Origin of the sequence: Martinezella paranaensis, from assembly GCF_014200235.1 — a bacterium.
Classification (GTDB): domain Bacteria; phylum Pseudomonadota; class Alphaproteobacteria; order Rhizobiales; family Rhizobiaceae; genus Rhizobium; species Rhizobium paranaense.
In genome coordinates this window covers 315,974-339,365 of sequence record NZ_JACHBI010000003.1, presented here as the reverse complement: position 1 = coordinate 339,365, position 23,392 = coordinate 315,974, and the positions used below count along the sequence as shown (strand labels likewise).

Annotated in this window: 22 protein-coding genes and 1 riboswitch; of the genes, 10 read left to right on the top strand and 12 right to left on the bottom strand. The window is 59.7% G+C overall.

Features of this window, described 5'->3' with window-relative positions; all coding sequences use genetic code 11:
- Nucleotides 1-32 precede the first annotated feature (32 nt).
- Nucleotides 33-1,610, bottom strand: a complete 1,578-nt coding sequence (locus tag GGD50_RS10530; RefSeq protein ID WP_028752248.1) for a trimethylamine methyltransferase family protein — start codon at nt 1,608-1,610, stop codon at nt 33-35.
- 273 nt (nt 1,611-1,883) lie between these two features.
- Here GGD50_RS10530 and GGD50_RS10525 point away from each other — a divergent pair, with 273 nt between their 5' ends.
- The gene (locus tag GGD50_RS10525) at nt 1,884-2,585 is read left to right on the top strand and encodes a corrinoid protein (protein ID WP_107108550.1); all 702 of its coding nucleotides are present in this window, start codon (nt 1,884-1,886) and stop codon (nt 2,583-2,585) included.
- Between the two features lie 63 nt (nt 2,586-2,648).
- On the opposite strand, the gene GGD50_RS32735 is transcribed toward GGD50_RS10525, so the two are convergent.
- Nucleotides 2,649-2,810: an entericidin domain-containing protein gene (locus GGD50_RS32735; protein WP_107108352.1), complete on the bottom strand. Its 162-nt coding sequence runs from the start codon at nt 2,808-2,810 to the stop codon at nt 2,649-2,651.
- A gap of 18 nt (nt 2,811-2,828) precedes the next feature.
- On the opposite strand from GGD50_RS32735, the gene GGD50_RS10520 reads away from it, so the two are divergent.
- The 6 genes from GGD50_RS10520 to GGD50_RS10495 all read left to right on the top strand — a co-directional run bounded on the left by GGD50_RS10520 (nt 2,829) and on the right by GGD50_RS10495 (nt 8,968).
- Nucleotides 2,829-3,467, top strand: coding sequence for a DUF1638 domain-containing protein (locus tag GGD50_RS10520; RefSeq protein ID WP_107108353.1), 639 nt, complete (start codon nt 2,829-2,831; stop codon nt 3,465-3,467).
- A gap of 229 nt (nt 3,468-3,696) precedes the next feature.
- The gene (locus GGD50_RS10515) at nt 3,697-3,999 is read left to right on the top strand and encodes a virulence factor (RefSeq protein ID WP_107108355.1); all 303 of its coding nucleotides are present in this window, start codon (nt 3,697-3,699) and stop codon (nt 3,997-3,999) included.
- Nucleotides 3,992-4,570 (top strand): methylenetetrahydrofolate reductase C-terminal domain-containing protein, encoded by a 579-nt coding sequence (locus GGD50_RS10510; RefSeq protein WP_107108356.1) that lies wholly within the window; start codon nt 3,992-3,994, stop codon nt 4,568-4,570. Before GGD50_RS10515 ends, GGD50_RS10510 begins: the two co-directional genes overlap by 8 nt.
- Before the next feature lie 4 nt (nt 4,571-4,574).
- Complete coding sequence (locus tag GGD50_RS10505) at nt 4,575-5,681, top strand: methylenetetrahydrofolate reductase (protein ID WP_107108357.1); 1,107 nt, start codon at nt 4,575-4,577, stop codon at nt 5,679-5,681.
- 104 nt (nt 5,682-5,785) lie between these two features.
- Entirely contained in the window at nt 5,786-6,754 is a 969-nt protein-coding gene (locus tag GGD50_RS10500) for a methyltetrahydrofolate cobalamin methyltransferase (RefSeq protein WP_107108358.1), read from the top strand.
- A gap of 180 nt (nt 6,755-6,934) precedes the next feature.
- Nucleotides 6,935-8,968, top strand: a complete 2,034-nt coding sequence (locus GGD50_RS10495) for an ASKHA domain-containing protein (RefSeq protein WP_107108359.1) — start codon at nt 6,935-6,937, stop codon at nt 8,966-8,968.
- A gap of 18 nt (nt 8,969-8,986) precedes the next feature.
- Here GGD50_RS10495 and GGD50_RS10490 read toward each other — a convergent pair whose 3' ends face one another.
- A complete protein-coding gene (locus tag GGD50_RS10490) occupies nt 8,987-9,928 on the bottom strand; it encodes a LysR family transcriptional regulator (protein ID WP_181316066.1) in 942 nt (313 codons plus the stop codon).
- A gap of 78 nt (nt 9,929-10,006) precedes the next feature.
- Here GGD50_RS10490 and GGD50_RS10485 point away from each other — a divergent pair, with 78 nt between their 5' ends.
- The 3 genes from GGD50_RS10485 to GGD50_RS10475 all read left to right on the top strand — a co-directional run bounded on the left by GGD50_RS10485 (nt 10,007) and on the right by GGD50_RS10475 (nt 11,855).
- A complete protein-coding gene (locus tag GGD50_RS10485; protein ID WP_107108361.1) occupies nt 10,007-10,252 on the top strand; it encodes a hypothetical protein in 246 nt (81 codons plus the stop codon).
- 74 nt (nt 10,253-10,326) lie between these two features.
- A complete protein-coding gene (locus GGD50_RS10480; RefSeq protein ID WP_107108362.1) occupies nt 10,327-10,533 on the top strand; it encodes a hypothetical protein in 207 nt (68 codons plus the stop codon).
- Nucleotides 10,534-10,835: 302 nt separating this feature from the next.
- The gene (locus GGD50_RS10475) at nt 10,836-11,855 is read left to right on the top strand and encodes a GlxA family transcriptional regulator (RefSeq protein ID WP_348626963.1); all 1,020 of its coding nucleotides are present in this window, start codon (nt 10,836-10,838) and stop codon (nt 11,853-11,855) included.
- A gap of 19 nt (nt 11,856-11,874) precedes the next feature.
- On the opposite strand, the gene GGD50_RS10470 is transcribed toward GGD50_RS10475, so the two are convergent.
- The 9 genes from GGD50_RS10470 to GGD50_RS10430 all read right to left on the bottom strand — a co-directional run bounded on the left by GGD50_RS10470 (nt 11,875) and on the right by GGD50_RS10430 (nt 23,059).
- Nucleotides 11,875-13,206, bottom strand: coding sequence for a diguanylate cyclase (locus tag GGD50_RS10470; protein ID WP_107108364.1), 1,332 nt, complete (start codon nt 13,204-13,206; stop codon nt 11,875-11,877).
- A 203-nt stretch (nt 13,207-13,409) separates the two neighbouring features.
- A complete protein-coding gene (locus GGD50_RS10465; protein WP_107108365.1) occupies nt 13,410-14,231 on the bottom strand; it encodes a response regulator in 822 nt (273 codons plus the stop codon).
- 178 nt (nt 14,232-14,409) lie between these two features.
- Nucleotides 14,410-17,040, bottom strand: coding sequence for a mechanosensitive ion channel family protein (locus GGD50_RS10460; protein WP_107108366.1), 2,631 nt, complete (start codon nt 17,038-17,040; stop codon nt 14,410-14,412).
- A gap of 173 nt (nt 17,041-17,213) precedes the next feature.
- Nucleotides 17,214-17,774, bottom strand: coding sequence for a DUF924 family protein (locus GGD50_RS10455; RefSeq protein WP_107108367.1), 561 nt, complete (start codon nt 17,772-17,774; stop codon nt 17,214-17,216).
- Between the two features lie 74 nt (nt 17,775-17,848).
- Nucleotides 17,849-18,859: a FecCD family ABC transporter permease gene (locus GGD50_RS10450; protein ID WP_107108551.1), complete on the bottom strand. Its 1,011-nt coding sequence runs from the start codon at nt 18,857-18,859 to the stop codon at nt 17,849-17,851.
- Nucleotides 18,860-18,919: 60 nt separating this feature from the next.
- Nucleotides 18,920-19,879 (bottom strand): ABC transporter substrate-binding protein, encoded by a 960-nt coding sequence (locus GGD50_RS10445; RefSeq protein WP_107108368.1) that lies wholly within the window; start codon nt 19,877-19,879, stop codon nt 18,920-18,922.
- A gap of 13 nt (nt 19,880-19,892) precedes the next feature.
- Nucleotides 19,893-20,672: an ABC transporter ATP-binding protein gene (locus tag GGD50_RS10440; RefSeq protein ID WP_107108369.1), complete on the bottom strand. Its 780-nt coding sequence runs from the start codon at nt 20,670-20,672 to the stop codon at nt 19,893-19,895.
- A gap of 9 nt (nt 20,673-20,681) precedes the next feature.
- A complete protein-coding gene (locus GGD50_RS10435) occupies nt 20,682-21,095 on the bottom strand; it encodes a DUF1636 family protein (protein ID WP_107108552.1) in 414 nt (137 codons plus the stop codon).
- Between the two features lie 108 nt (nt 21,096-21,203).
- Nucleotides 21,204-21,420, bottom strand: a riboswitch (cobalamin riboswitch).
- Nucleotides 21,421-21,643: 223 nt separating this feature from the next.
- Nucleotides 21,644-23,059, bottom strand: coding sequence for an FAD/NAD(P)-binding protein (locus GGD50_RS10430; protein WP_107108370.1), 1,416 nt, complete (start codon nt 23,057-23,059; stop codon nt 21,644-21,646).
- Between the last annotated feature and the right edge of the window lie 333 nt (nt 23,060-23,392).

Sequence of the window (23,392 nt, the reverse complement as noted above, 5' to 3'; positions counted from 1 at the left end):
CCGCCTTGCTCCCTGGCGGCCTCGGGCTCTCTTCAGGTGAAAGCGTCCGGCATCGAATCCTTGCGCTTCTGGATATAGGCCAGCAGCGCCTCATCGATCGCCGGATCAAGCGGCGGTGCTTCGTAATGGTCGAGCCAGGAGCGGCAAAGCGCATTGGCGCGTTCCTCGATGCGCTTCTGACCTTCGATTTCCCACTGTTCGAAGGAATTGTTGTCAGCCAGCGCCGAACGGTAGAAGGCCGTCTGGAAGTTGGCCTGCGTATGGCCGCAGCCGAGATAGTGGCTGCCGGGGCCGACTTCGCGGATGGCATCCATCGCCTGGCCGTTTTCTGAGAGATCGACGCCCTCGGCCATCTTCTGCATCATGCCGAGCTGATCCTGATCGATCATGAACTTCTCGTAGGAGCTGACGAGGCCGCCTTCGAGCCAGCCAGCGGCATGCAGCACGAAATTCGTGCCGGCAAGCAGCGTCATGTTCAGCGTGCTGGCCGATTCATGAGCCGCCTGCGCATCCGGCACCTTGGAAGCGCAGAGCGAACCGCCGGTACGGAAAGGCAGTCCGAGACGACGGGCAAGCTGGGCCGAGCCGTAGGACACCAACGACGGCTCCGGGGTGCCGAAGGTCGGCGCGCCCGACTGCATGGAGATGGAGGCGGCGAAGGTGCCGTAAAGCACCGGCGATCCCTTGCGAATCAACTGCGTGAAGGATGCACCGGCCAGAACCTCGGCCAGGATCTGCGTCAGCGTGCCGGCAACCGTCACCGGGCTCATCGCGCCGGAGAGAATGAACGGCGATACGACGGAGGCCTGGTTATGCCGCGCGTAGACCTTCAATGCACCGAGCATGGTCTCGTCGAACACCATCGGCGAATTGGCGTTGATCAGGTTCAGCGTGACGCAATTGTTTTCGACGAACTCGTCACCGAAAACGATCTTCGCCATGGCGATCGTGTCTTCGGCACGTTCCGGCGCGGTCACCGAACCCATGAACGGCTTGTCCGAATATTTGATATGGCTGTAGACCATATCGAGATGGCGCTTGTTGACCGGGATGTCGACCGGCTCGCAGACCGTGCCGCCGGACGAATGGATCGACGGCGCCATATAGGCGAGCTTCACGAAATTACGGAAATCCTCGATCGTCGCATAACGACGATTGCCTTCGAGATCGCGAACGAAGGGAGGGCCGTAAACCGGCGCGAAGATCGTTGCCTTGCCGCCGACCTGGGCGTTGCGGGCGCTGTTGCGCGCATGCCAGGTGAATTCCTTCGGCGCGGTCTTCAGGAGTTCGCGGCAAAGCCCTTTCGGGAAATGCACCCGCTGCCCCTTAACGTCGGCACCAGCTTCCTTCCAGAGTTCCAGTGCTTCCGCATCGTCGCGAAACTCGATGCCGATTTCTTCGAGCACGGTGTCAGCATTGCGCTCAATGAGCTGCAGGCCTTCCTCGTCCAGGACCTCGTAGACACCGATCTTGCGCTGGATATACGGGAGCGACGGACCTGGCCCGCCACCGCTGCGTGATGCGCGCCGCGCAGCCGCACCCCTGCCCTCGCCGCGCGAACGCCGTCCGCCACCATCACCTGCGGCCGGTTGCTCAATCATATCATCCATGATGCTTCCTCACTCTTGCGCATGAATACGTCTGTACAATTTGCCCCATGCTACCCGATTCCGTCGCACGGACATTCCTTTATGCGCCAGTGACTAGCATAGGACAGACATGGCCGGCGTGAAATTGCTTCATATCCATCTGTTCCTTCCGTCGCGATTTATCTGCGTCACGTCGCTTTCGAAAAGGGTTTTGTTAGGCTTCCGGTCTATCGATAAAGACAGCATTGTTTTATAGAAGCCCCTGATGCATCGCACGAAAACGGGATGGAGCGCATGTCTGACGAAGAAATCATTCTCTCGGAACTCTCGGACGAGGAACTTGTGCAGCAGATGCACGACGACCTCTATGACGGACTGAAGGAGGAAATCGAGGAAGCGACAAATATCCTCCTCGAACGCGGCTGGGCACCTTATGACGTCCTGACCCAGGCGCTTGTCGAAGGCATGCGTATCGTCGGTATCGACTTCCGCGACGGCATTCTCTTCGTTCCCGAAGTGCTGCTTTCCGCCAATGCCATGAAGGCTGGCATGTTTATCCTGCGGCCGTTGCTGGCGCAGACCGGTGCTCCGAAGCTCGGCAAGATGGTGATCGGCACCGTCAAGGGCGACATTCACGACATCGGCAAGAACCTCGTCGGCATGATGATGGAAGGCGCCGGCTTCGATGTCGTCGACCTTGGCATCAACAACCCGGTCGAAAACTATCTCGACGCCATCGAGCGCGAACAGCCGGATATTCTCGGCATGTCGGCGCTGCTGACGACCACCATGCCGTACATGAAGGTCGTTATCGACACGCTCAAGGAAAAGGGCATGCGGGATGATTATGTCGTCCTCGTCGGCGGTGCGCCGTTGAACGAAGAGTTCGGCAAAGCGGTCGGTGCTGATGCCTACTGCCGTGACGCGGCCGTGGCGGTCGAAACCGCCAAGGACTTCATGAAGCGCAAGCACAACAGCCACGCTGCCAGCGCCTGATCGCGACGAATGCCAAGGCGGCGGCATCCATTAGGGTTGCCGCCGGCCGATCGGCACCCCAAATCAGTTGACGACGGCCCTCTTTACGCTGTGACCGGCGCTCTCGGTTGCGTTGACGGCATTGGCGGTGTCCCTGCCCACGCCGCGAATTGTGTTGGCACATGAAGCGAGTACCATAAGGACTGCACAGGCGGCGGCGATTTTGGTGAGTGTCGGTGCTGTCATGATCGGAGCCCTTTCGGAATGGATATTGATCGGCAAGAGGCGGAGACAAACACGCCGCCCAATGAACGCACAATCGCGCAAAAAGTTCATGTGATCGCGTGCGGTGCAATCGCGCGCGAAATACTCGCGATCGCCAGAATCAATAACCTCGATCATATCGACCTGCACTGTCTTCCCGCGATCTACCATTCCTATCCACAGAAGATTGCCCCTGCCCTCAAAGAGGCGATTGCGGATGCCCGCTCACGCGGCTTCGAGAAGATTTTCATCGGCTATGCCGATTGCGGCACCGGCGGCGATATCGACAAAATCTGCGAAAAAGAAGGCATCGAACGCCTTTCCGGCCCGCACTGCTATTCCTTCTTCAGCGGCAACGAAGCCTTTTCCACTCGCGAGGATGACATTACCTCGTTTTTCCTCACCGATTTCCTGGCGCGTCAGTTCGAATCCTTCGTCATCGTGCCGCTCGGCCTCGACCGGCATCCAGAGCTGAAGGAAATGTATTTCGGCAATTACCGCAAGGTCGTCTATCTCTCGCAGGAAGAGGATTCGGCACTGCAGGAAAAGGCAAAAGCGGCAGCGACCTATCTCGGCCTCGACTACGAATATCGCTTCACCGGCTATGGCGATCTCGCCCGCGAATTGAAGGCTGTCTGATTACGACATTGCCCAACGCCGCCCCACTTGCGGTTGCCGCCGGACCCGGCCATGTTGAAAGCCCCGAATCCCAGCGAAAAACAAGACGATGTCACTTAGAGGTGACCAGAAGTGTCGGTTATGCGCAGATGGTTTCGACATCGCGTCGTTTTTTGGCATGGGCCGCGTCGTCGCAAGCGCAGTCCCCAGATCGGCGGACGTGCATTCTTGTTCAAAGAGGAGAATTTGCATGGCAGATCGCATTGTCGTCTACTGGCGGGACATTCCTGCCCAGATCATCATCAAGAAAGGACGGCAATCGGCCAAGCGTGAATTGTCGCTGCGCTTCACGGAAGCGATCGACATGTGCGCCATGCGCACCGGCGCTGCCGAGACTGACGACTACTTGGCCGAATGGCGCAAGGCCGATCCCGTGCCAGTCTCCGACGATCTTGAAGCAGAGGCCGACAAGGCCGCCAGCGAACTCGAAGCCGCCTATGATCGCGAGCGCCTGGTAGCGTTGGTGAAGGCCGGAGGACGTGACAATGGCTGATACCGTCCAGAAACCAGGCAACGCCGCGGCGGGTGCGAAGGCAGCCACCGGCGCCTATACGCCATCGGGTGTTTCGCCGAACCGCCGCGCTCGTCGCAAATACACTGTCCGTCTCTGGGCCGTGCGTCATTCGCGTTTCCTCGAGTGGTTCTATCACCGCTTCGCCGACGCCTTCCTCCTGCTGCATCCGCTCTGGAAGTCCATCGGCTATGCGCGCGTCGAACGGCCGATCACCTTCGTCGAGCGCAACGTGAAGGGCTTTCTCTTCGATTGCCGCATGTGCGGCCAGTGCGCCTTATCGTCGACCGGCATGTCCTGTCCGATGAACTGTCCGAAGCAGTTGCGCAACGGCCCTTGCGGCGGCGTGCGCGCCAATGGCAATTGCGAAGTCGAGCCCGATATGCCTTGCGTTTGGGTGCAGGCCTGGAACGGCTCGCGCAATATGAACGGGGGCGATGCGATCTTGAATGTGCAGAAGCCGGTAAACCAGTCGCTGCGGGAAACATCCTCGTGGCTGCGCGTGACCGCTGAAGCTGCGGCAGCGCGCGAAGCGAAGAAGAAGGAAGCCTGATCGAATGGCGCATATTGATGAAAACCCGCTTGGCGCGCATCTGCCGCTCGATCCCCTGCCGGGCCACTCGTCGCTTGGGCGGCTTGAGCGTGTGCTGCGCCGCGGCGAGTTCGCCGTCACGGCCGAGCTGAACCCGCCCGACAGCGCCAATGCGGAAGATGTCTACGAGCGCGCCTCCATTTTCGATGGCTGGGTGGACGGCATCAACGCCGTCGATGCCTCCGGCGCCAATTGCCATATGTCCTCGGTCGGCATCTGCGCGCTGCTGACGCGCATGGGCTATGCCCCGATCATGCAGATCGCCTGCCGCGACAAGAACCGCATCGCCATCCAGGGCGACGTGCTGGGCGCTGCTGCCATGGGCGTCTGCAACATCATGTGCCTGACCGGTGACGGCGTGCAGGCCGGCGACCAGCCGGGCGCCAAGCCGGTTTTCGATCTCGACTGCATGTCGCTGCTCGAAACCGTTCGCATGATGCGCGACAACGCCAAGTTCCTCTCCGGCCGCAAGTTGACGTCACCGCCGAAAGTCTTTCTTGGCGCTGCCATCAACCCCTTTGCGCCGCCCTACGACTTCAGGCCCTATCGCCTGGCGAAGAAGATCGAAGCCGGCGCGCAGTTCGTTCAAAGCCAATATTGCTACGACGTGCCGATGTTCCGCGACTACATGAAAAAGGTCCGCGATCTCGGCCTGCATGAGAAGTGCTTCGTCATGGTCGGTGTCGGACCGCTGGCTTCCGCCAAGACCGCTCGCTGGATGCGCTCGAACGTGCCGGGCGTGCATATTCCGGACGAGGTGATCAAGCGCATCGAAGGCGCTCAGGATCAGAAAAAGGAAGGCAAGCAGCTCTGCATCGACATCATCAACGAGGTGAAGGAGATCGAGGGCGTTTCCGGCATCCACGTCATGGCCTACCGCCAGGAAGAATATGTCGCCGAGATGGTGCACGATTCGGGTGTCCTGAAAGGCCGCCAGCCCTGGAAGCACGAGGCGAGCCGCACCGACGCGCTCGTCGCCGAGCGGCTGGAGCATATCCGCGGCGGCATGGAGGAGAACCAGCAGCAAATGGCCGAAGCCGCCGCCCATCATCCGCCGCACCTGGCGCATTGAACCAGAATGTTCTTAACAGGCCCGCGGGAAGCCGGCCTGACTTGTAACCGAATTCATCGCACGATAGACCACCTCTATCGGGCCAACTGACCAGAGGATCAGACATGACGCGCACCATCGTTGCTTCAGCCACTCGCGAAATCATCATTGGTTTCGACCAACCCTTTTGCGTGATCGGCGAACGCATCAACCCGACGGGGCGCAAGAAGCTGGCCGCCGAGATGATCGAAGGCAATTTCGAGACGGTCATCAAGGATGCGCTGGAACAGGTAGCCGCCGGCGCGACCATGCTCGACGTCAACGCCGGCGTCACCTCGGTCAATCCGAACGAGACCGAGCCGGGCCTGCTGGTGAAGACGCTGGAAATCGTCCAGGGCCTCGTCGACGTGCCGCTGTCGATCGACAGCTCGGTAACCGCCGCTATCGAGGCTGGCCTGAAGGTCGCCAAGGGTCGTCCGCTGGTCAATTCCGTGACCGGCGAAGAAGAGAAGCTCGAAGCCATCCTGCCGCTGGTGAAGAAATACGACGTACCCGTGGTCGCCATCTCCAATGACGAGACCGGCATTTCCATGGACCCCGACGTACGTTTCGCCGTCGCCAAGAAGATCGTAGAGCGCGCGATGGACCACGGCATCAAGCCGCATGACATCGTCGTCGATCCGCTCGTCATGCCGATCGGCGCGCTGGGCGACGCCGGCCGTCAGGTCTTCGCGCTGCTGCACCGCCTGCGCAACGAGCTGAAGGTCAACACGACCTGCGGCCTCTCCAACATCTCCTTCGGCCTGCCGCATCGCCATGGCATCAATGCCGGCTTCATCCCGATGGTAATCGGCGCCGGCATGACCTCGGCGATCATGAACCCCTGCCGCCCGCAGGAAATGGAAGCCGTCCGCGCCGCCAACGTTCTGAACGGCACCGACGCTAACTGCACCAACTGGATCATGACCTATCGCGACTACAAGCCGGCCGAGGGTGGCGCAGTAGCTGCCGCTGCCACGACAGCGCCGGCAGCCGGCGGCGGACGCCGTGGTGGACGCGCGGCCCGCACTGGAGCAGGCGCTTCGAGGGAGTAAAACCCCTCATCCGTCTTTTCGCGATTTCGCTTCGCGCAAATCGCTCAAATCCACCTTCTCCCCGTTACACGGGGCGAAGGCGCTTCGCTACTCCGTCGTCCCCTCTCCCGTTCATGGGGAGAGGCTAGGGTGAGGGACAACCGGGGCCTCCGTAGGGAAATTGTCCGAAAGCCGAGTCCAATGACCAACTTAGACCCCCTCGTCCTCTTCATGCCCTCCGGCAAGCGCGGCCGTTTCGCGGTCGGCACACCGGTGCTGGAGGCGGCGCGACAGCTTGGCGTCTATGTCGAGAGCGTCTGCGGTGGTCGCGCGACATGCGGACGCTGCCAGGTGTCGGTGCAGGAAGGCAATTTCGCCAAGCACAAGATCGTCTCTGCCAATGATCACCTCTCGCCGATCGGGCCCAAGGAAAAGCGCTACGCCGAAGTCCGCGACTTGCCGGACGGACGTCGCCTCTCCTGTTCAGCCCTGATCCAGGGCGATCTGGTCATCGACGTGCCGCAGGATACGGTGATCAATGCGCAGGTGGTCCGCAAGGCCGCCGACGAGCGCGTCATTGCCCGCGATACGGCCGTGCATATGTGCTACGTCGAGGTCGAAGAGCCGGATATGCACAAACCGTCAGGCGATCTCGACCGGCTGAAAGCCGCATTGGCCGCCGACTGGAAATACGACAATCTCGAAATCGATTTTCATATCATCCCGCAGGTACAATCGATCCTGCGCAAGGGCGAGTGGAAGGTTACGGCCGCGATCCACAGGGATCGTGAGAGCGACCGTCCGCGCCTGATCGCACTTTATCCGGGCCTGAAGAATGAGGCCTACGGCATTGCCTGCGATATCGGCTCGACGACAATTGCCATGCATCTCTCTTCGCTGCTGTCGGGCCGCACAGTGGCATCCGCGGGCGCATCCAACCCGCAGATCCGCTTCGGCGAAGACCTGATGAGCCGCGTCTCCTATGTGATGATGAATCCGGACGGCCGCGGTGCCATGACCAACGCCGTGCGCGAGGCGCTGAACGGGCTGATCGACAAGGTCTGCGCCGATGGCGGTGCATCGCGCCAGGACATTCTGGACGCCGTCTTCGTCGGCAATCCGATTATGCACCACCTTTTCCTCGGTATCGATCCGACCGAGCTCGGCGGCGCCCCCTTTGCGCTTGCCGTCTCTGGCGCGGTGCATCTGACAGCAGCCGAAATCGGCCTGCCGATGAATGCCGGCACGCGCGTCTACATGTTGCCCTGCATCGCCGGCCATGTCGGCGCCGATGCCGCCGCCGCGACGCTGGCCGAAGGGCCGCACCGGCAAGACGAAATGATGCTGCTGGTCGATATCGGCACCAACGCCGAAATCGTGCTCGGCAATAGCAATCGTGTCGTCGCAGCCTCCTCGCCGACCGGCCCGGCCTTCGAAGGCGCCGAGATTTCCAGCGGCCAGCGCGCCGCTCCCGGCGCCATCGAGCGCGTGCGCATCGATCCCGTCACCCTTGAGCCGCGCTACCGCGTCATCGGCATCGAACCATGGTCAGACGAACCCGGTTTTGCGGAAGCCGCCGCCACAGTCGGCGTCACCGGCATTTGCGGCTCGGCCATCATCGAGGTAGTCGCCGAGATGTTCCTGACCGGCATCATTTCCGAAGACGGCGTTGTCGACGGCAGCATGGCGGAACGCTCGCCACGCATCCTGCAAAACGGCCGTACCTTCTCCTATCTGCTGCGCGATGGCGAACCCCGCATTACGGTGACGCAGAATGATATTCGCGCCATTCAGCTCGCCAAGGCCGCGCTTTATGCCGGCGTCAAGCTGCTGATGGACAAGCAGGGCATCACCCATGTCGACCGCATCGGCCTTGCCGGCGCCTTCGGCACCTTCATTGATCCGAAATATGCCATGGTGTTGGGTCTGATTCCGGACTGCGCCCTTGACAAGGTGAAGGCGGTCGGCAACGCCGCCGGCACCGGCGCTCGCATGGCCCTCCTCAACCGCGGCCACCGCCGCGAGATCGAGGAAACCGTCAGCAAAATCGAGAAGATAGAGACGGCGCTTGAATCAAAATTTCAGGAGCATTTTGTCTACGCGATGGCGCTGCCAAACAAGGTCGATGCCTTCCCCGAACTGTCGAAAGTGGTGACGTTGCCGGAACGCAAGCAGCTTGCCGACGATGCCGCTGGCGAAGGCGGCGGCCGCAGACGTCGCCGCAGCCGCGAGTAATAGGTGAAAGGCTGCGGCTCACGCAGCCATTTTCCGCCCGATCTCTACGAACGCCTGCCGGATGCTATCGGCCACCGCCTTCATCGGTCCTGTCATCTGCGATGCCGTCAGCAAACGAATGTCGAAGGATGTGAGTTCCGGCAGCCCCTCATTCGGCCCAAGGATTTCCATATCCTCCGTGATGTAGGAACGTGGAAACGGCGCAACGGCCAGATCCGAGACGATAGCGGCGCGCTGCGCCATCGTGTGGGCGCTGAGATAGGAAACGCGATAAGGCCGCTTCTGCCGCTCGAGCTGCGCCAGGGCCTCCGATCTCCAGATACAGCCATCTTCCCAAATCGAGATCGGCAACGGATCGCGGCGATAGGCCGTACCGCACTTTGCGCCGGCCCAGACCAAGCGCTCGGTGTAGATCACCTCGCCCTCCGTCGGGAAAGGCCGCGTCGCGCAGTTGATCAGCGCCAGATCCAGCCGCTGCTCCTCGATACGCTTCTTCAATTGGAGGCTCATGTCGACTGTAACATCGACCATGATGCCCGGATAACTCTCCGAAAAACTCCTCAGAATGCTCGGCAGCAGGCGCTCACCGATATCGTCGGGCGCGCCGAGCCGCACGACACCGCTGAGTTCGGGCATGATGAAGCGTGACACGGCCTCATTGGAAAGAGCCAGGATGTTGCGTGCATAGGAGAGCAGCATTTCGCCATGCTGCGTCAGGCTGACAGAGCGTGCATCGCGCAGGAACAGCGTCACGCCAAGCTGCTCTTCCAGCTTCTTGATCTGCATTGAGACAGCGGACGGCGTGCGAAAAACCGCATCGGCAGCGGTCGAAAAATTGCCGGTTTCAGCGATGGCGACGAAGGTGCGCAGAACTTCATTGTCGAGCAGCGGTATGGGCCGGCGGAGCGGTACGGTCATAACGGCATCCTTCAATTTTTCTGATTTTAAACACCATATCATTTCATTTGTCTGAATGTCAACGAAGCACCATATTAGGCCTAACGAAATTGATAGAGACGGCCGAAAGGAGCAAGAACCATGACTAGCACAGCACTTCGCGAGGCATCTCGCTTGTTCAACCTTATGCGCGCCCGAGACATTCAGCGCACGGCGCAACACACGCTCGATGAAATCGCAACGCATTTCCCGGCGCATCTGATCGACGACGTCAACGCCCGCGGCCTGCCCCCGGATCGCGTGATCTCCGCCCTCGAACGGAAGCCTGCCAGCGCACGATCGTTCAAGAATGCTAATGGCATCTATAAGATCTATTCGTTTGATTGATGGGCGAAGTACCCCCATATTAGCTCGTAAAGGTCGCGACCTTTCGGGCATCTGAAAACCGAAGGAACCTTGAAATGACGACGATCACCTATAGACATTCCGATAGGACGCGGAGCCCGCTTCCGTCGGCTGGCACTTTTGTGCAACTCATCACTCGGATTACCGATCGCTGGCAGCAATGGCGCTCCGAGCGCGAGCTCGAATCTCTCCCGGACGACATGCGCAAGGACCTCGGCTGGCCGGCCGTCGACGAAGCCAAGAATTCCAGGGCCGGTCGATGATCGTGACATGCTGTAAATTCTGAAGGCGACACTCAACCAAACCGGGTGTCGCCTTTCGAACATTTATGCATCTCAGCGCGTATTTGGTTTTTATTTCGATTGTTGCTGACATATATATTTAGTTGCTTCACGAAATTGCTTACCCGCTTCGCCTGCTTTCTTCGCAGCGGCAATTTTAGTGGGATTGCACAAATATCTCTTTGCGGCCGCTATTATCCATGCCAATGTCGCTATTGGACCATCGAGCCGACGCATTTGACGCAAGGAATACAGGATGGTCCTGGAGGATGGATTTTCCTGATATGAGCAAGACTCCGATTAAGACGCGTTCCCTCGTTTTCTTCCTCGTTCCCCACTTTACCATGCTGCCGTTTTCGGCTGCGGTTGAGACGCTGCGGATTGCGAACCGCATGCTCGGTTACCCAGCCTACACGTGGCGACTGGCCTCGACCGACGGCCAGAAGGTTTATTCCTCCAGCGGCATCGGCCTCGAAGTCAATACATCGCTCGCCGACGAGCGTCGCAATCTCGGCGGTGAGAACAGGCCGAACATGGTGCTCGTCTGTTCGGGAATCTACGTCGAGGAGTTCCTCAACAAGTCTGTCAATGCTTGGCTGCGCGAGACCTACAATCGTGGCGTGGCCGTCGGCAGCCTCTGCACGGGCGCGCATGTGCTGGCCCAGGCCGGCCTCCTGAACGGCAAGCGCTGCGCCATTCACTGGGAAAATCTCCCCGGCTTTGCCGAGAACTTCCCGCAGGCCGAAGTCTATGCCGATCTCTATGAGGTCGACAGCAATCTCTATACCTGCGCCGGCGGTACCGCTTCGCTCGACATGATGCTCAACCTGATCGGACAGGATTTCGGCGAAAACCTTGTCAATCGCGTCTGTGAGCAGCAACTTACCGACCGTGTCCGCAGCCCGCATGACCGCCAGCGCTTGCCGCTGCGCGCCCGCCTCGGTGTTCAGAACGCCAAGGTGCTGTCGATCATCGAGCTGATGGAAAGCAATCTCGCCGAGCCGCTGTCGCTGCTCGAAATCGCCGACGATGCCGGCCTCTCGCGCCGTCAGATCGAGCGCCTCTTCCGCCAGGAAATGGGCCGCTCGCCCGCGCGCTATTATCTGGAGATCCGCCTCGACCGTGCCCGTCACCTGCTGGTGCAGTCGTCGATGCCGGTCGTGGAGGTGGCGGTTGCCTGCGGGTTCGTTTCCGCCTCGCACTTCTCCAAGTGTTATCGCGAACTCTACAACCGCTCGCCCCAGCAGGAGCGCGCCGAGCGCAAGCTCACCCTGTCGAGCAACCGCAGTGGCGTCGTTGTCTAAGGCTGGCTGATGGAGGCGGCTATTCGGCCGCTTCCTCCGTCATCTTGGCGTCGGAATAGACCTGATTGCGGCCCTTGTGCTTGGCCATGTAAAGAAACTGGTCGGCCGCGTTGAGATAATTCTCGAATGCCTCACGACCTGCAATTTCGGCGACACCGATCGACACGGTCACCGAGAGTTCTTCGTCGTCCGCATTCACCTTCAAATTGGAGAGATTGACGCGCACCTCGTCGCACAGCGCCGTTGCTGCGCGTGAATCCATTTCGGTGAATAGGATAGCGAACTCCTCGCCGCCGAGACGGGACAGCAGGTTCTCGCTGCCTTCGAACAGCGAATGAAGCCGGCCGGCAACGGCCTTCAACACCTGGTCGCCGATCTCGTGGCCATAGGTGTCGTTCAGATGCTTGAAATGATCGATATCGAGGATCGCGACCGAGGTCGGCCGATGATGGCGCAGGCATTCGTGGACGATCCGCGGACCATGATCGTAAAAATAGCGTCTGTTATAGAGCCCTGTCAGATAGTCGCTCGCGGCGGCAGCGCGCAATTGCTTGAGCTGCATCAGGGTTTCGACATTGTGCGCTATGCGGCACTGCAGCTCTTCGGCCACAAACGGACGATAGATGAAATCGGTGGCGCCGGCCTTCAGGAACATCGCCGATAATAGGCGGTCGTTCGAAGAGGAGATGCCGATGACCCTCATCCGATCCGAACCATAGCGATGGCGAATACGCCGGGTCAGCTCGTAACCATCCATGTCGGGCATATGATGATCGGTCACCACCACTTCTATGTCGCCGTAGTCATCAAGCGCCGCCAACGCTTCGACACCGGTGCCGGCTTCGGCCACCTTGAACTGCTGCGCCTCTAGGAGCTCCACCAGCACGCGCCGCGCCGACGGGAGATCATCCACTACCAGCACCCGCGTGCCGCGGTTGGAGATGGCCCGCCGTACGGTGGAAACGAGATTGTCGAGGGCGAATTCATTGTCCTTCAGGACGTAATCGACAATGCTGCGCTCCATGATGCGGTTGCGCGTATCCATGTCGAAGGACGCAGTGAAAACGACGGTGGGAATATGGTGAGTGATGGCAACATCCAGCGCCTCCCCATGGGGTGCATCCGGCAGATTGAGGTCGACCACAGCCATGGTGAAGCTGCGCCCATCTACCGCCAACGCTTCATTCAGCGCCTTCAATGAGGCGCAATGGACAACATTGAGGCCGAGTTCGGTTTGGAACCGGTGGGACAGGACCGAAGAAAACATGCGCGAATCTTCAACCAGAAGTATGCTCTGGCTGCCGCGGCGACGGTTACGGCCATCGCTGAGGAAATCCACGCGGAACACCATTTGACTTCAAGTCCTCCCAGACCACACGGCGCGCACCGATCGCTGTTGCCTATCGCGAGCGAAAATGGCGCCGTCCTTCAACTCCATCGTGAACAGGATTCGTGAAGAAAGTGGAACCAGAGATTGCAGAAATCTTGTACTGAAGATGAATTATCCTCATATTTTACTTTTCTGAAACTCGGTCGGCTCCTTCTTCCGGCATGTCACGCACTCAATCGCATCGACTGGATCTGCAGCAAGGTGTCGAGGTTCTGGTTCACGCGGCAATAGAACTCTTCATCAATGAACGGCCGCAGAATGAAATCATTGCCGCCGGCCTTGAGAAAGCGCGCCGATAGCAACCTGTTGGTAGACGACGAGACACCGATGATGCGCAGCTCATGCGAACCGATGCTGGCCCGGATACGGCGCGTCAGTTCGAAGCCGTCGATGTCGGGCATGTTGTAATCGGTGACCATCAGACCGATGTCGCGATTGGCCTTCAGGATCTCCAGTGCCTTTGTGCCGTTCTCGGCGACGCTGACGCGGAAATTATAGCGCTTCAGACGGCTGGACAGCAAAGCACGCGCCGTGGCGCTGTCGTCGACGATCAGTACGTGATGACGATGATTGGTCAGGAAGCGGCAAATCGACTCAGCCAGCAGATCGACGGCGAAGATATTGTCCTTGAGAATATAGTCGACGATATCCTTGGCGATCAGCTCGTCGCGCATGCCTTCGTGGAACGTGCCGGTGAAAACGATCGTCGGGATGCTGAGATCGATCAGATATTCCAGCGCCTCGCCTTTTTCTGCTCCCGGCAGATTGATGTTGGAAATCGCCAGCCGGATCGGCTCGGACGACTTGTCATAGGCAAACTGCAATTCTTCGAAGTTCCGGCAGATTTCGATGTCGATGTCGAAGAGTTCCTTCAGCTTCGCGCTGATCATCGACGTAAAGACATTCGAATCCTCGGCGAGAAGAATACGCGCTCCAGCAAGCGAGCCGCCGGAATACTGCATTCCCGAAATACCCAAAAATGGCATGATTAAACCTGCTAATAGAAATCGGCCCCGTCCCAATTTTCTACAGCAAAGCACTTGAATATTTATTAAGTCGACTGGTTTCCCATAAATGAAAGGCGACCATCGGGCCGCCTTCTCATTTATTATACTCTGGACGTTCGGATATCAGGCGCAACGCCGCATTATCCTCGTGACCACATCACTGGGCGGATGCCTTGCCGCGACGGCGAACGCCGCTCCTGACCTCCAGCGGCTGCGGCAGTTCCTCTTCGGCCGGCGGAGCAATGTCTTTGATGAGATCTTCTGGAACGACTTCCGGCCCGTCTGCGGAATCGGCCAGATTGGTGGTCGCCAACAGATCGGTCTGTCTGCCTCGCTTGCTGTCGCGGACGATGTGCAGTTCCTGATGCGGATAGGGAATGGCAATCCCCTCTTCGCGAAAACGCTTCAGGATATCGATGCGCAGATTGTTGCGGATCTCCATGCCGTCGGAGAGATCGGAGAGGTAGAAACGCATCTCGAAATCGAGCGAAGACGGACCGATGCGCAGGAATTCGACATGCGGCTCGGGATTCCTGAGCACCTTCGGGATGCCGCGCACCAGCTCCAGCAGAATGTCCATAACTCTCTGCGGATCGGCATCGAAACTGACGGAAACCGGAATTTCCGAGCGCGCCAAGCGGTTACGGTGCGTCCAATTGCCGACCGAGCCGTTGATCAGCTCCGAATTCGGCACGATGATCGACTGCTTGCGGAAAGTTTCGATCTCGGTGGCGCGCACAGAGATGCGCTTGACGATGCCTTCCGACGTACCCGAGACGATCCAGTCGCCGACCTTGAAGGGCCGCTCAACCAGCAGGATCAGGCCTGAGACGAAGTTCGACACGATATTCTGCAGGCCGAAACCGATACCGACCGAGAGCGCGCTGGCGACGAGCGCCAGGCTCGACAGGTCGATGCCGGCAGCCGAAATGGCGATGATAGACGCCACCGCTACGCCGAGATAGCCGATGCCGGTCTTCACCGAGTTGCGGACACCCAAGTCCACCTGCCCCCGCGCCATGACATTGCTGTCCAGCCAGCGCTGGAACCAGCGCGTCACGAGATAACCGCCGGCAAAGAGCAGAACGCCTGCGAAGATGCCGACCAGAGAAATCGAGATGTTGCCGATGCGGATTTCGGTGAACAGTCGATAGGCGATCAGCTCCAGATCCTGGATATGGAATCCCCAGGACAGCAGGATCAGCGGAATGCCGGTCATAAGCGCGACGGCGTAGGTCGCAAGGCCCGCCCCCAGACCAGCCTGATCGAGCGCGACGTCGCCGAGCGCGAAACGGCTTTCGAGGAAGCGCCCGATGATCGTTTCGGCAAAAACGCCCTGCCTCGACACCGACTTACCGAGCTGGAAGCCGAGATACATGGTCGCCAGAACGGCGCTGGTGACGATCAACTGCGTTGCGATGAAGCGCGCCAGACCGACATAGCCGATAAAAGCCGTGAAGATCAGCAATGTACCGAGCACCCGAAGGATGATCGCCATGCCATGCGGCCAACGCCGGCCAGGAGCATCGGGATTGCCGTTCTTTGCGAGGATCGGCGAACCGAAGGAGGCGGCAATCAGGATGAGGCCGATCAACAGCGCCGCAAAGAAGCTCTTCGCCACGGTGACGACGACAGGCGAACCCATGGATTCGCTGATGCGGTCGAAAACATAATCAAGACCATTGACGACGGCCATGGCCTGCATGCACCAGCTTAGCGAACGAGCGCCTTTGTTGGACAGCTTGACGAGCCGCCAATGCGGCCTGAAGGGCGCAAAAACGGCATTGGCCAGGCGGCCGACGAAATAGACCAGCCCGATGAAGCCGAAGAGAGCCGCCAGGACCGGCGCAATATCCGGCCGCAGCACATTGAAATTCGACAGGAAGAAAAAGGACGTAACGAGAAACGCGACCAGCGACAGCGTGCGGATCAGCGTTGACCAGAAGGCGACCGAGAGGCGGCTGATATAGGGCGGATTTTCGATATTTTCGTCCCGCACATAATATCTGCGGAACAACCGATAGCCACCGGACAGGAAAAGCAGCGCCGCACCAAGCGATAGGAAGAGGGCGGTGAGGAGCGAACCGAGCTTGGCCTTCACGACGAAGCCGATCCAGCTTGTTACGGCAGTGCTGAACTCCGCGCCCTCGTTGACAAAGGCCGTTCCCGCATCCTCGAATGTGGTGGCGGAAACGCCCGTACGCTTGAACAGTGTCTCGGCAAACAACTTGCGGCGCATTTCGACGAGCTGCATCACAAGCCGGTTGCTCGCAGCAACAAGATTATCGGCGTCGACGGTCACGGCGCTGATCTGCGAACGTTCGGCGTTAAGACGGTCACGCTCCTGGGTGACGATCGCTGCTTCCGGCGGCTGCCCCTCCTTGGGCGGCGCACCGAGTTGCGTCAGGCGCGCGTCGATCTCTGTAGCGCGCGGCTTCAACCGCGCGGAAATCGCCGCTACGGAGCGATTGAGCTCATCCGCCCGGCCGGAAAGGGCCACCAGCGCACTGTCATCTGCCCCCTCCTCTTTGGATTCCCCTTCGATCGAGGCAAAGTCCTTCTTGGCCTTGGCAAGATCGGCAACGGCAGTTTCCAACAAACCATTGGCGAGCTGCGTCGGCTGCGGCGCTTGAGCTGCGGGCTGCAGTTCCGATTGCTGCGCGGGCTGTGCCTGTTGCTGATTTTGGGCAAAAGCGTGCCCGCCCGTCAAAGAGCCGGCAACAGTGGCTGCGCTCAGTGCCAGAAGCAGCACGGGCAAAAAACGGAAACGGTGTGTCAGCAGGCGCAAGCAAAGCTCCTCGTCGCAGATTAAGTCGCTGGCGGCTGAGCAAACGGATTCGCCGCACGAAACAATGGAAGAACGGGGTCTTCCCATACAGTGATTGCGAATTTCATATTCCCTACGCGTACGCCTTGTAAGGCAAAGAAAGGCGACACAAAGGCATTTACACCTTTATTCCCTCAGAATCCCGCTTCTGGCTGGGCAAGATAGTCTTTCTCCGCCTCCGTCGACGTCCTGCCAAGGAAGACATTGCGATGCGGGAAGCGGCCATAGGCGGCGATGACGGCACGATGCCGAAGCGCATAGTCGATCTGCTCTTCAAGGCCGAGCGAGCGGAAAAGCGCAACGGCTTGGTCTTGTTCGGCAAGGTCCTCGGCATGCTCGAACGGCATATAGAGGAATATCCGCCGTTCCGCCGGCATCCCTTGATCCGCGCCGACCTCCAAAGCCTCTTTCGCCTCCTGCAATGCCAAACCATCCGTCGCAAAGGCCAGCGGCGTGCCGCGATAGATGTTGCGGGCGAACTGATCGAGGACGATGACCGCCGCAAGCCGGCTTTCGGGCGTTGTCCTCCAAAGATCGGGGACGCCGGCTGCCAATGCCAGATGCGTGTCGCGAAACCGACGGCGCATTTCTTCGTCGAGAGCAACGGTCGAGCGGAACCAATCCTCGCTCGTGCATTCCTCGAACCAGAAGCTCAGCACCTCCTCTGGCGTACAAACAATCGGATATACGGCCATTCTCTTCCTCCGGCATGCCCGTCGGGAAATAGGTCCACGAGCGGCGGCCGGCAATGGGGAACACCACGCGTTGCTCAGCTTTTTCGTAGGATCAGAATGAAGGCGATGCCGCCTGCCAGACCGGTGACGATGCCGATCGGCATGTCCTCCGGCGCCATGATAAGCCGCGCGGCCATATCGGCCCAGACCAATGTCAGTGCTCCGAAGGCGGCGCTCAGCGGTACGACGCGGACGTTGTCGCCACCGGCAAGCAGCCGGACGAAATGCGGCACCATCAGTCCGATAAAGCCGATCGCTCCCGAAAAGGCGACCATGACGCCCGTCAGCAGCGCCGTAACGATGAACAGCAGGAAGCGGAATTGCGATACGGCGATGCCGAGCGTCGCTGCCGTCTCATCGCCCATAGCAAGCGCGTTCAGCTCCCGTGATTTCAGCATCAGCACGCAAAGGCAGACGAGGAACACGCCGGCCGGATAGATCAGATGCTGCCACTGCGCCAGCCCCAAGCCGCCGAGCATCCAGAAGACAACGGTATTGGCCGCCCTGGGGTCGCCGAGAAAAATCAGGAGATTGCCGAGCGCGGTAAAGACAAAGGCGACGGCGACACCCGACAACACCAGCCGGTCGGCCGAATGCGAACGCGTCAGCCGCGTTACCAGCGCCACCGCGGCAATCGCAAGAAGCGCGCCGGCGAAGGAAAATAACGGGACAGTCAACAGCCCGAAGATGAGCCCCGTGTGCAGGAGTGCCAATATAGCGCCGAAAGCCGCACCTGAGGAAACGCCGAGAAGATGTGGATCAGCCAGCGGATTTCGCGTCAAAGCCTGCAGCACCGCTCCGGTGACCGCAAGCCCGGCCCCCACGAGCAACGCCAGGATGACGCGCGGAAAACGGACGTCCCAAACGATGCTTTCCTGTCCGCCTGACCAGGTGACGGGAAACAACCCGGCATGCAGCTTGTTGCCGACGATCGACCATACGGTCGCAAACGGGATCGGCGCCGCGCCAAACGAGACGCCGGCCGTGATCGACATGGCGAAGAAAGCAGCAAGGAGCAGGATCATAATGGGAAGGCCGAGGCGCATGCGAAAATCCAGGAAGCGATCCGTCCAGTAATCGACTGGACGGATCGGCATTGTCGTTGGTTACATCGCCTCGGGATGGAATGCCTTCGCCAGCGCGGCGATGGCTTCGATGTTGCGCGGTCCCGGCGTGGCCTCCACATAGGGCAGCACGACGAAACGGTCGTTCTTCACCGCATCGATATTCTTGAAGGCCGGATTGTTCTTCAGAAATGCGATCTTCTGGGCTGCGGTGACCTGGCCATAATCGACGATGACGATGACTTCGGGGTTCTTCTCGATCACCGGCTCCCAGGAGACCTCCGTCCAGCTCTTTTCGACATCGTCCATGACATTGCTGCCGCCAGCCGCTTCGATCATTGCCGTCGGGATGCCGTAGCGGCCCGAGGTGAAGGGCTTTTCCTCGCCGGAATCATAGACGAAGACGCGGGTCGGCTTGTCGACATGACTGATTTTCGACCGGATATCGCTAAGCTGCTTGCGATAGCTGGCAACCAAGGCCTCGGCCCTATCCTCGACGCGGAAAATCTTGCCGAGATTCAGCAGGTCGACGAACATGTCGTCCATCGTCGGCTTGTTCTTCTGCATGACGAAAATGCAGGATTCGGTGAGCTCATAGACCTTGATGCCGAAGGGCGCCATGGTCTCGGGTGTCACCTCACCGCCCACTTTCATGCCATAGTTCCAGCCGGCGAAATAAAAGTCGGCATTGGCTCCGAGCAACACTTCCTTGGTCGGATATTTCGGCGATAGCTCCGGCATTTCCTGAATGCCGTCCCTGAGCTTCTCATCCAGCGTCTTCCAGCCGGAAACGCCAGTATATCCGACCATACGATCCCTGAGCTTCAGAGCCAGCATCATCTCCGTAAGATTGACGTCGTTCGAAACGGCGCGCGCCGGCGCCTTGTCGAAGGTGACATCGCGATTGCAGCTACGCACGGTGACGGGCTCAGCCAGAGCAGCGCCGGCAAAGAGTGTGCCGAGTAGCAAGCCGGTGGCGGACAAGGACATGCGGAAAGACATAAACGGCTCCAAATTATCGAAGAGAAAAACTAAAACGATGGGATGCGTCGCCCGCGACCTGACGGCTCGCTTCGACACGGAATGCGGATGAGATGCGCTCGGCGGTCAGAACTTCGGCAGGCAAGCCGTGACCGCTCAGACGGCCGGAATCGAGCACAGCAACATGCGTCGCGAAATCGGCGGCGAGATTGATGTCGTGCAGAGTGGTGATGATCGTCAGGCCAAGGCCTTTCAACAGCGCCAATATTTCGAGCTGATGGCGGATATCGAGATGATTGGTCGGCTCGTCGAGAATGATCAGCTCCGGCTCCTGCGCCAGCGCGCGGGCAATCAATACCCGCTGTTTCTCGCCACCCGAAAGCGACGCGAATTGCCGGAGCGCCAGATGCTTGAGGTCCAGGCGGAGAAGCGCCGCCGCCGTTGCCGCATGATCCTCTTCGCTCCAACGCGCCATGCCTTTGCGATGGGGAATGCGGCCCATCATCACCACGTCACGAACGCTGAAGGGAAAATCACCCGGCGTCTCCTGCAGGACGACGGCGATACGCCGCGCCGCTTCGCGCGGGCCGATCGACCAGAGATCGGTGCCGTCGAGGCGCACCAGACCCTGTTGCGGCCGGATACCACGATAGAGGCAGCGCAGCAGGGTCGATTTGCCCGCCCCGTTCGGACCGATAATCGCCAGCCGATCTCCGGTTTTCACGGACAGGCTGATGTCCCGGATGATTGGCTTTCCCCTATACGGGCCCCAGGTGACGCCGTCAGCTTCCAATCGCAAGCATTTTTCCAGCATGACCCGCTCCTATTGCAAAAGCGTCGCGTGACGCTCGGCTGAAAGGATGGCTGCCGGAATGCGCGCCAATGTCTTGCCGCCCAACATTTTCGGGCGATCGCCTTCCCGTGTCAGGCCATCGGGCCGATCGCGATAAAGCTCCGCGAAGGAGACGAGCGCGCCGATATCGGCCTCGCCCGAGATGTCACCGAAGAGGTAGGTCGCCTTTGCCGACGTCTGGAAGGCGACGGTGCATGGCCGGTCGCAGCCAGCCATGCAGACACTGCCCTCCAGACTGAAATCGTCGGAAAGTGTCGCACCGGCCTCGGCAATAGCCGCCTGCAAATGTTTCAGCAGATCGAGACCGGGATGGCATGGCGCGCCGACGTGGCGGCAACTCGTGCACACGGTGATCCGATGCGTCTGCTCTTTCGCTTTGTCCATGAAAAGCCTCCCGGAGATTTCGCCGGAGGCAAAGTCAAGATAGGGCTTGCGGACGCGAATGCGCCCCCGCCCAACCACTGAATTTCCATCGGAACACCCCGTCCGTTGCGGTTGACGTTATCGATGGCAGGTCTCCTGGCTCACGGGTCACAGCCCATTCGCACCTTCCCGGCATGAAGCCAGTGGTATATCGCGAACGCGCTCTCCGCTTACAGTTGCGGGGGCAGCCACGGTTTTGGCCCCTGATGGGTAATCCGCACCGTGTTCCCTTTTCAGCCGCCCTCCGGATGATTCCGGCGGCAGCACCATCGGCGTCGTTCATCTCACAGAAAATCGAAACGAGCAATGGCGATATGATCAATGTCTGCACTACCCTAAGTCCCGGCTGCATGATCGAAGTAATTTCGTTATGTTATTACGTTACTAATTTCAACAACAAAAATCAGATGCGGCGACGGGTTCCAAAGCTCTTATTCATTGGAGGCTATGGCGAACGTGGACGCTATCTCGCCCCGAGCTTATTGAAGGGCCGGCAAGATCAATCCTGGTCACACAGCCTTGCACTGCGGATAGAACCGCGCAGCCACCCCATCCGCAGCCGCATAGGCCTGCGTGACGATCTCGGGCACGAGATCGATATCCGGCAAGCTCCCGAGTCCCAGCGGGCCGATGGCAAAAAGCCCCTCGGTCGCTTGTCCATCCACGGAAAGCGCACCCGTCGCTTCGACAGCCAGACCGAGACCAAGTTCGTCCGGTGTGGCGAGGCCCGCCTCGATCAGGCTCCACATTAATGGCGTGTCGAGATCAGGCTCCTGGCAGCGGCAATCGATCACCTCGTCAGCATAGATCTGTTCCACGCCTTGCTGACCCGCGGGCTTCAGCATCAATCCGGTCGGCGTGCGCCGGAGGAACTGCCCGCGGCGCGACAGCGTATTGCCCTCCGCCAGCTCTTGCTTCAGCCGGACATAGAGAGCCTCCGGCAGGCGGTTACGGTGGCTATCGTAAAGAGCGCGCAGATGGCGATTGAATTGCTGCTTCTGTCCCGCAGGCAGCGAACGCCAGAGCGAGCGCGCATGTTTGCGCAGGCCGTTCATGACGGATTGCCAGCTTTGCCCGTTCGCCTCGGCGTTCTCGCAAGCCCGCCGGATGAAACGCACGATGTCGCTGAGACTGCCGGGCATGGCTTCTGCGGGAAAGACCGGATCGGCATTGCTGCGGGTGTGGCTCTGCGGCAGGAAGCCATGTCTCGAAACGATGGTGATCTGGCCGTCGTAGCCGTTGTCGCGCATCTGCAACAGCCGGTCGACGACGCGCAGACCGCTGCCGAGCAATACCGTATGCGGGCGTGACACCAGGCGGCGCGCGCGGACCGTCGTCGGCGTCGCCACGGGTTCACCGCTCTGCGGCTCATGATCGGCAATGCCGTAACCGGTCGCCAGGATCACCGTATCGAACGGTGGATTGGCAGCGCCGGCGCTCTCGACCATAAAGCGGTCACCATGGCTGCGGCAAAGGCCGGTCACCGTCTCGCCGCTGACTTGCACGGTTATATCCCGCCGCGACGACAGCGCCTCGGAAAAGCGCTGGTAGACATAGTCGCTGAAAATGCTCTTGGGGACGAATATCTGCAAAAACCCTGGTATTGCAGCCGGCACGGCACTGCGGAACGTCGCATTGCTACAGAGCCAATCGTTGAAATCATCGGGATCGCCAGCAGAAACCGAGAGATCGCGGACACGGCTGTTCAGGATTTCGCTGCTATGGCCGGACGCCAGAGCCTGACCGCCGCTGACGCTGGAATTGGGATCGAAAAGCTGCAGATGAAACGGCGTCCGCACCGTTTTCATCAAGGCAATTGCCATCATCATACCGGAAAAGCCGCGGCCGATGACGGCGATACGCGGTATTGCATAGGCTTGTGCCGAGGCGTTGGCCCTGGCGGAAAAAAGTCCCTGAACCGTCATATCAACTCCTGGGGCAAAGAGGTGGTCGATCATGCTTTTCTAAGGGCATACTGATACTTTGCCTGTGAACCGCACACAGCGCGCGGCCACCGAACGCTTGGCCGCTAGAGCGCCGCGCATCCGTAAACGCACAATGGCCGCTCTGGTTCTTTTGAACCCAGGGCGTCTGAAAACGAGAGGCTCTGGGCGGGTTCCCACGCAACCAGGAACCAATTTCACTTCGTCAACCTTCACATATCGAGCCTTTCGGCGGCCCGACGAGGTAATTGTTGCTATTGTCTACTTATTTAGTCGTATATGAAAGCGCGAAAATGCGCCGGTAGCAAGCGCTTT

What these genes read in the sequence shown, in the direction of transcription:
- GGD50_RS10430 (WP_107108370.1), bottom strand. Translation starts at nt 23,059, where the DNA reads ATGACGGTTCAGGGACTTTTTTCCGCCAGGGCCAACGCCTCGGCACAA.
- GGD50_RS10520 (WP_107108353.1), top strand. Translation starts at nt 2,829, where the DNA reads ATGGATATTGATCGGCAAGAGGCGGAGACAAACACGCCGCCCAATGAA.
- GGD50_RS10485 (WP_107108361.1), top strand. Translation starts at nt 10,007, where the DNA reads ATGACTAGCACAGCACTTCGCGAGGCATCTCGCTTGTTCAACCTTATG.
- GGD50_RS10495 (WP_107108359.1), top strand. Translation starts at nt 6,935, where the DNA reads ATGACCAACTTAGACCCCCTCGTCCTCTTCATGCCCTCCGGCAAGCGC.
- GGD50_RS10435 (WP_107108552.1), bottom strand. Translation starts at nt 21,095, where the DNA reads ATGGACAAAGCGAAAGAGCAGACGCATCGGATCACCGTGTGCACGAGT.
- GGD50_RS10510 (WP_107108356.1), top strand. Translation starts at nt 3,992, where the DNA reads ATGGCTGATACCGTCCAGAAACCAGGCAACGCCGCGGCGGGTGCGAAG.
- GGD50_RS10480 (WP_107108362.1), top strand. Translation starts at nt 10,327, where the DNA reads ATGACGACGATCACCTATAGACATTCCGATAGGACGCGGAGCCCGCTT.
- GGD50_RS10450 (WP_107108551.1), bottom strand. Translation starts at nt 18,859, where the DNA reads ATGCGCCTCGGCCTTCCCATTATGATCCTGCTCCTTGCTGCTTTCTTC.
- GGD50_RS10525 (WP_107108550.1), top strand. Translation starts at nt 1,884, where the DNA reads ATGTCTGACGAAGAAATCATTCTCTCGGAACTCTCGGACGAGGAACTT.
- GGD50_RS10515 (WP_107108355.1), top strand. Translation starts at nt 3,697, where the DNA reads ATGGCAGATCGCATTGTCGTCTACTGGCGGGACATTCCTGCCCAGATC.
- GGD50_RS10505 (WP_107108357.1), top strand. Translation starts at nt 4,575, where the DNA reads ATGGCGCATATTGATGAAAACCCGCTTGGCGCGCATCTGCCGCTCGAT.
- GGD50_RS10455 (WP_107108367.1), bottom strand. Translation starts at nt 17,774, where the DNA reads ATGGCCGTATATCCGATTGTTTGTACGCCAGAGGAGGTGCTGAGCTTC.
- GGD50_RS10500 (WP_107108358.1), top strand. Translation starts at nt 5,786, where the DNA reads ATGACGCGCACCATCGTTGCTTCAGCCACTCGCGAAATCATCATTGGT.
- GGD50_RS10490 (WP_181316066.1), bottom strand. Translation starts at nt 9,928, where the DNA reads ATGATATGGTGTTTAAAATCAGAAAAATTGAAGGATGCCGTTATGACC.
- GGD50_RS10470 (WP_107108364.1), bottom strand. Translation starts at nt 13,206, where the DNA reads ATGGTGTTCCGCGTGGATTTCCTCAGCGATGGCCGTAACCGTCGCCGC.
- GGD50_RS10475 (WP_348626963.1), top strand. Translation starts at nt 10,836, where the DNA reads ATGAGCAAGACTCCGATTAAGACGCGTTCCCTCGTTTTCTTCCTCGTT.
- GGD50_RS10445 (WP_107108368.1), bottom strand. Translation starts at nt 19,879, where the DNA reads ATGTCTTTCCGCATGTCCTTGTCCGCCACCGGCTTGCTACTCGGCACA.
- GGD50_RS10465 (WP_107108365.1), bottom strand. Translation starts at nt 14,231, where the DNA reads ATGCCATTTTTGGGTATTTCGGGAATGCAGTATTCCGGCGGCTCGCTT.
- GGD50_RS10530 (WP_028752248.1), bottom strand. Translation starts at nt 1,610, where the DNA reads ATGGATGATATGATTGAGCAACCGGCCGCAGGTGATGGTGGCGGACGG.
- GGD50_RS32735 (WP_107108352.1), bottom strand. Translation starts at nt 2,810, where the DNA reads ATGACAGCACCGACACTCACCAAAATCGCCGCCGCCTGTGCAGTCCTT.
- GGD50_RS10440 (WP_107108369.1), bottom strand. Translation starts at nt 20,672, where the DNA reads ATGCTGGAAAAATGCTTGCGATTGGAAGCTGACGGCGTCACCTGGGGC.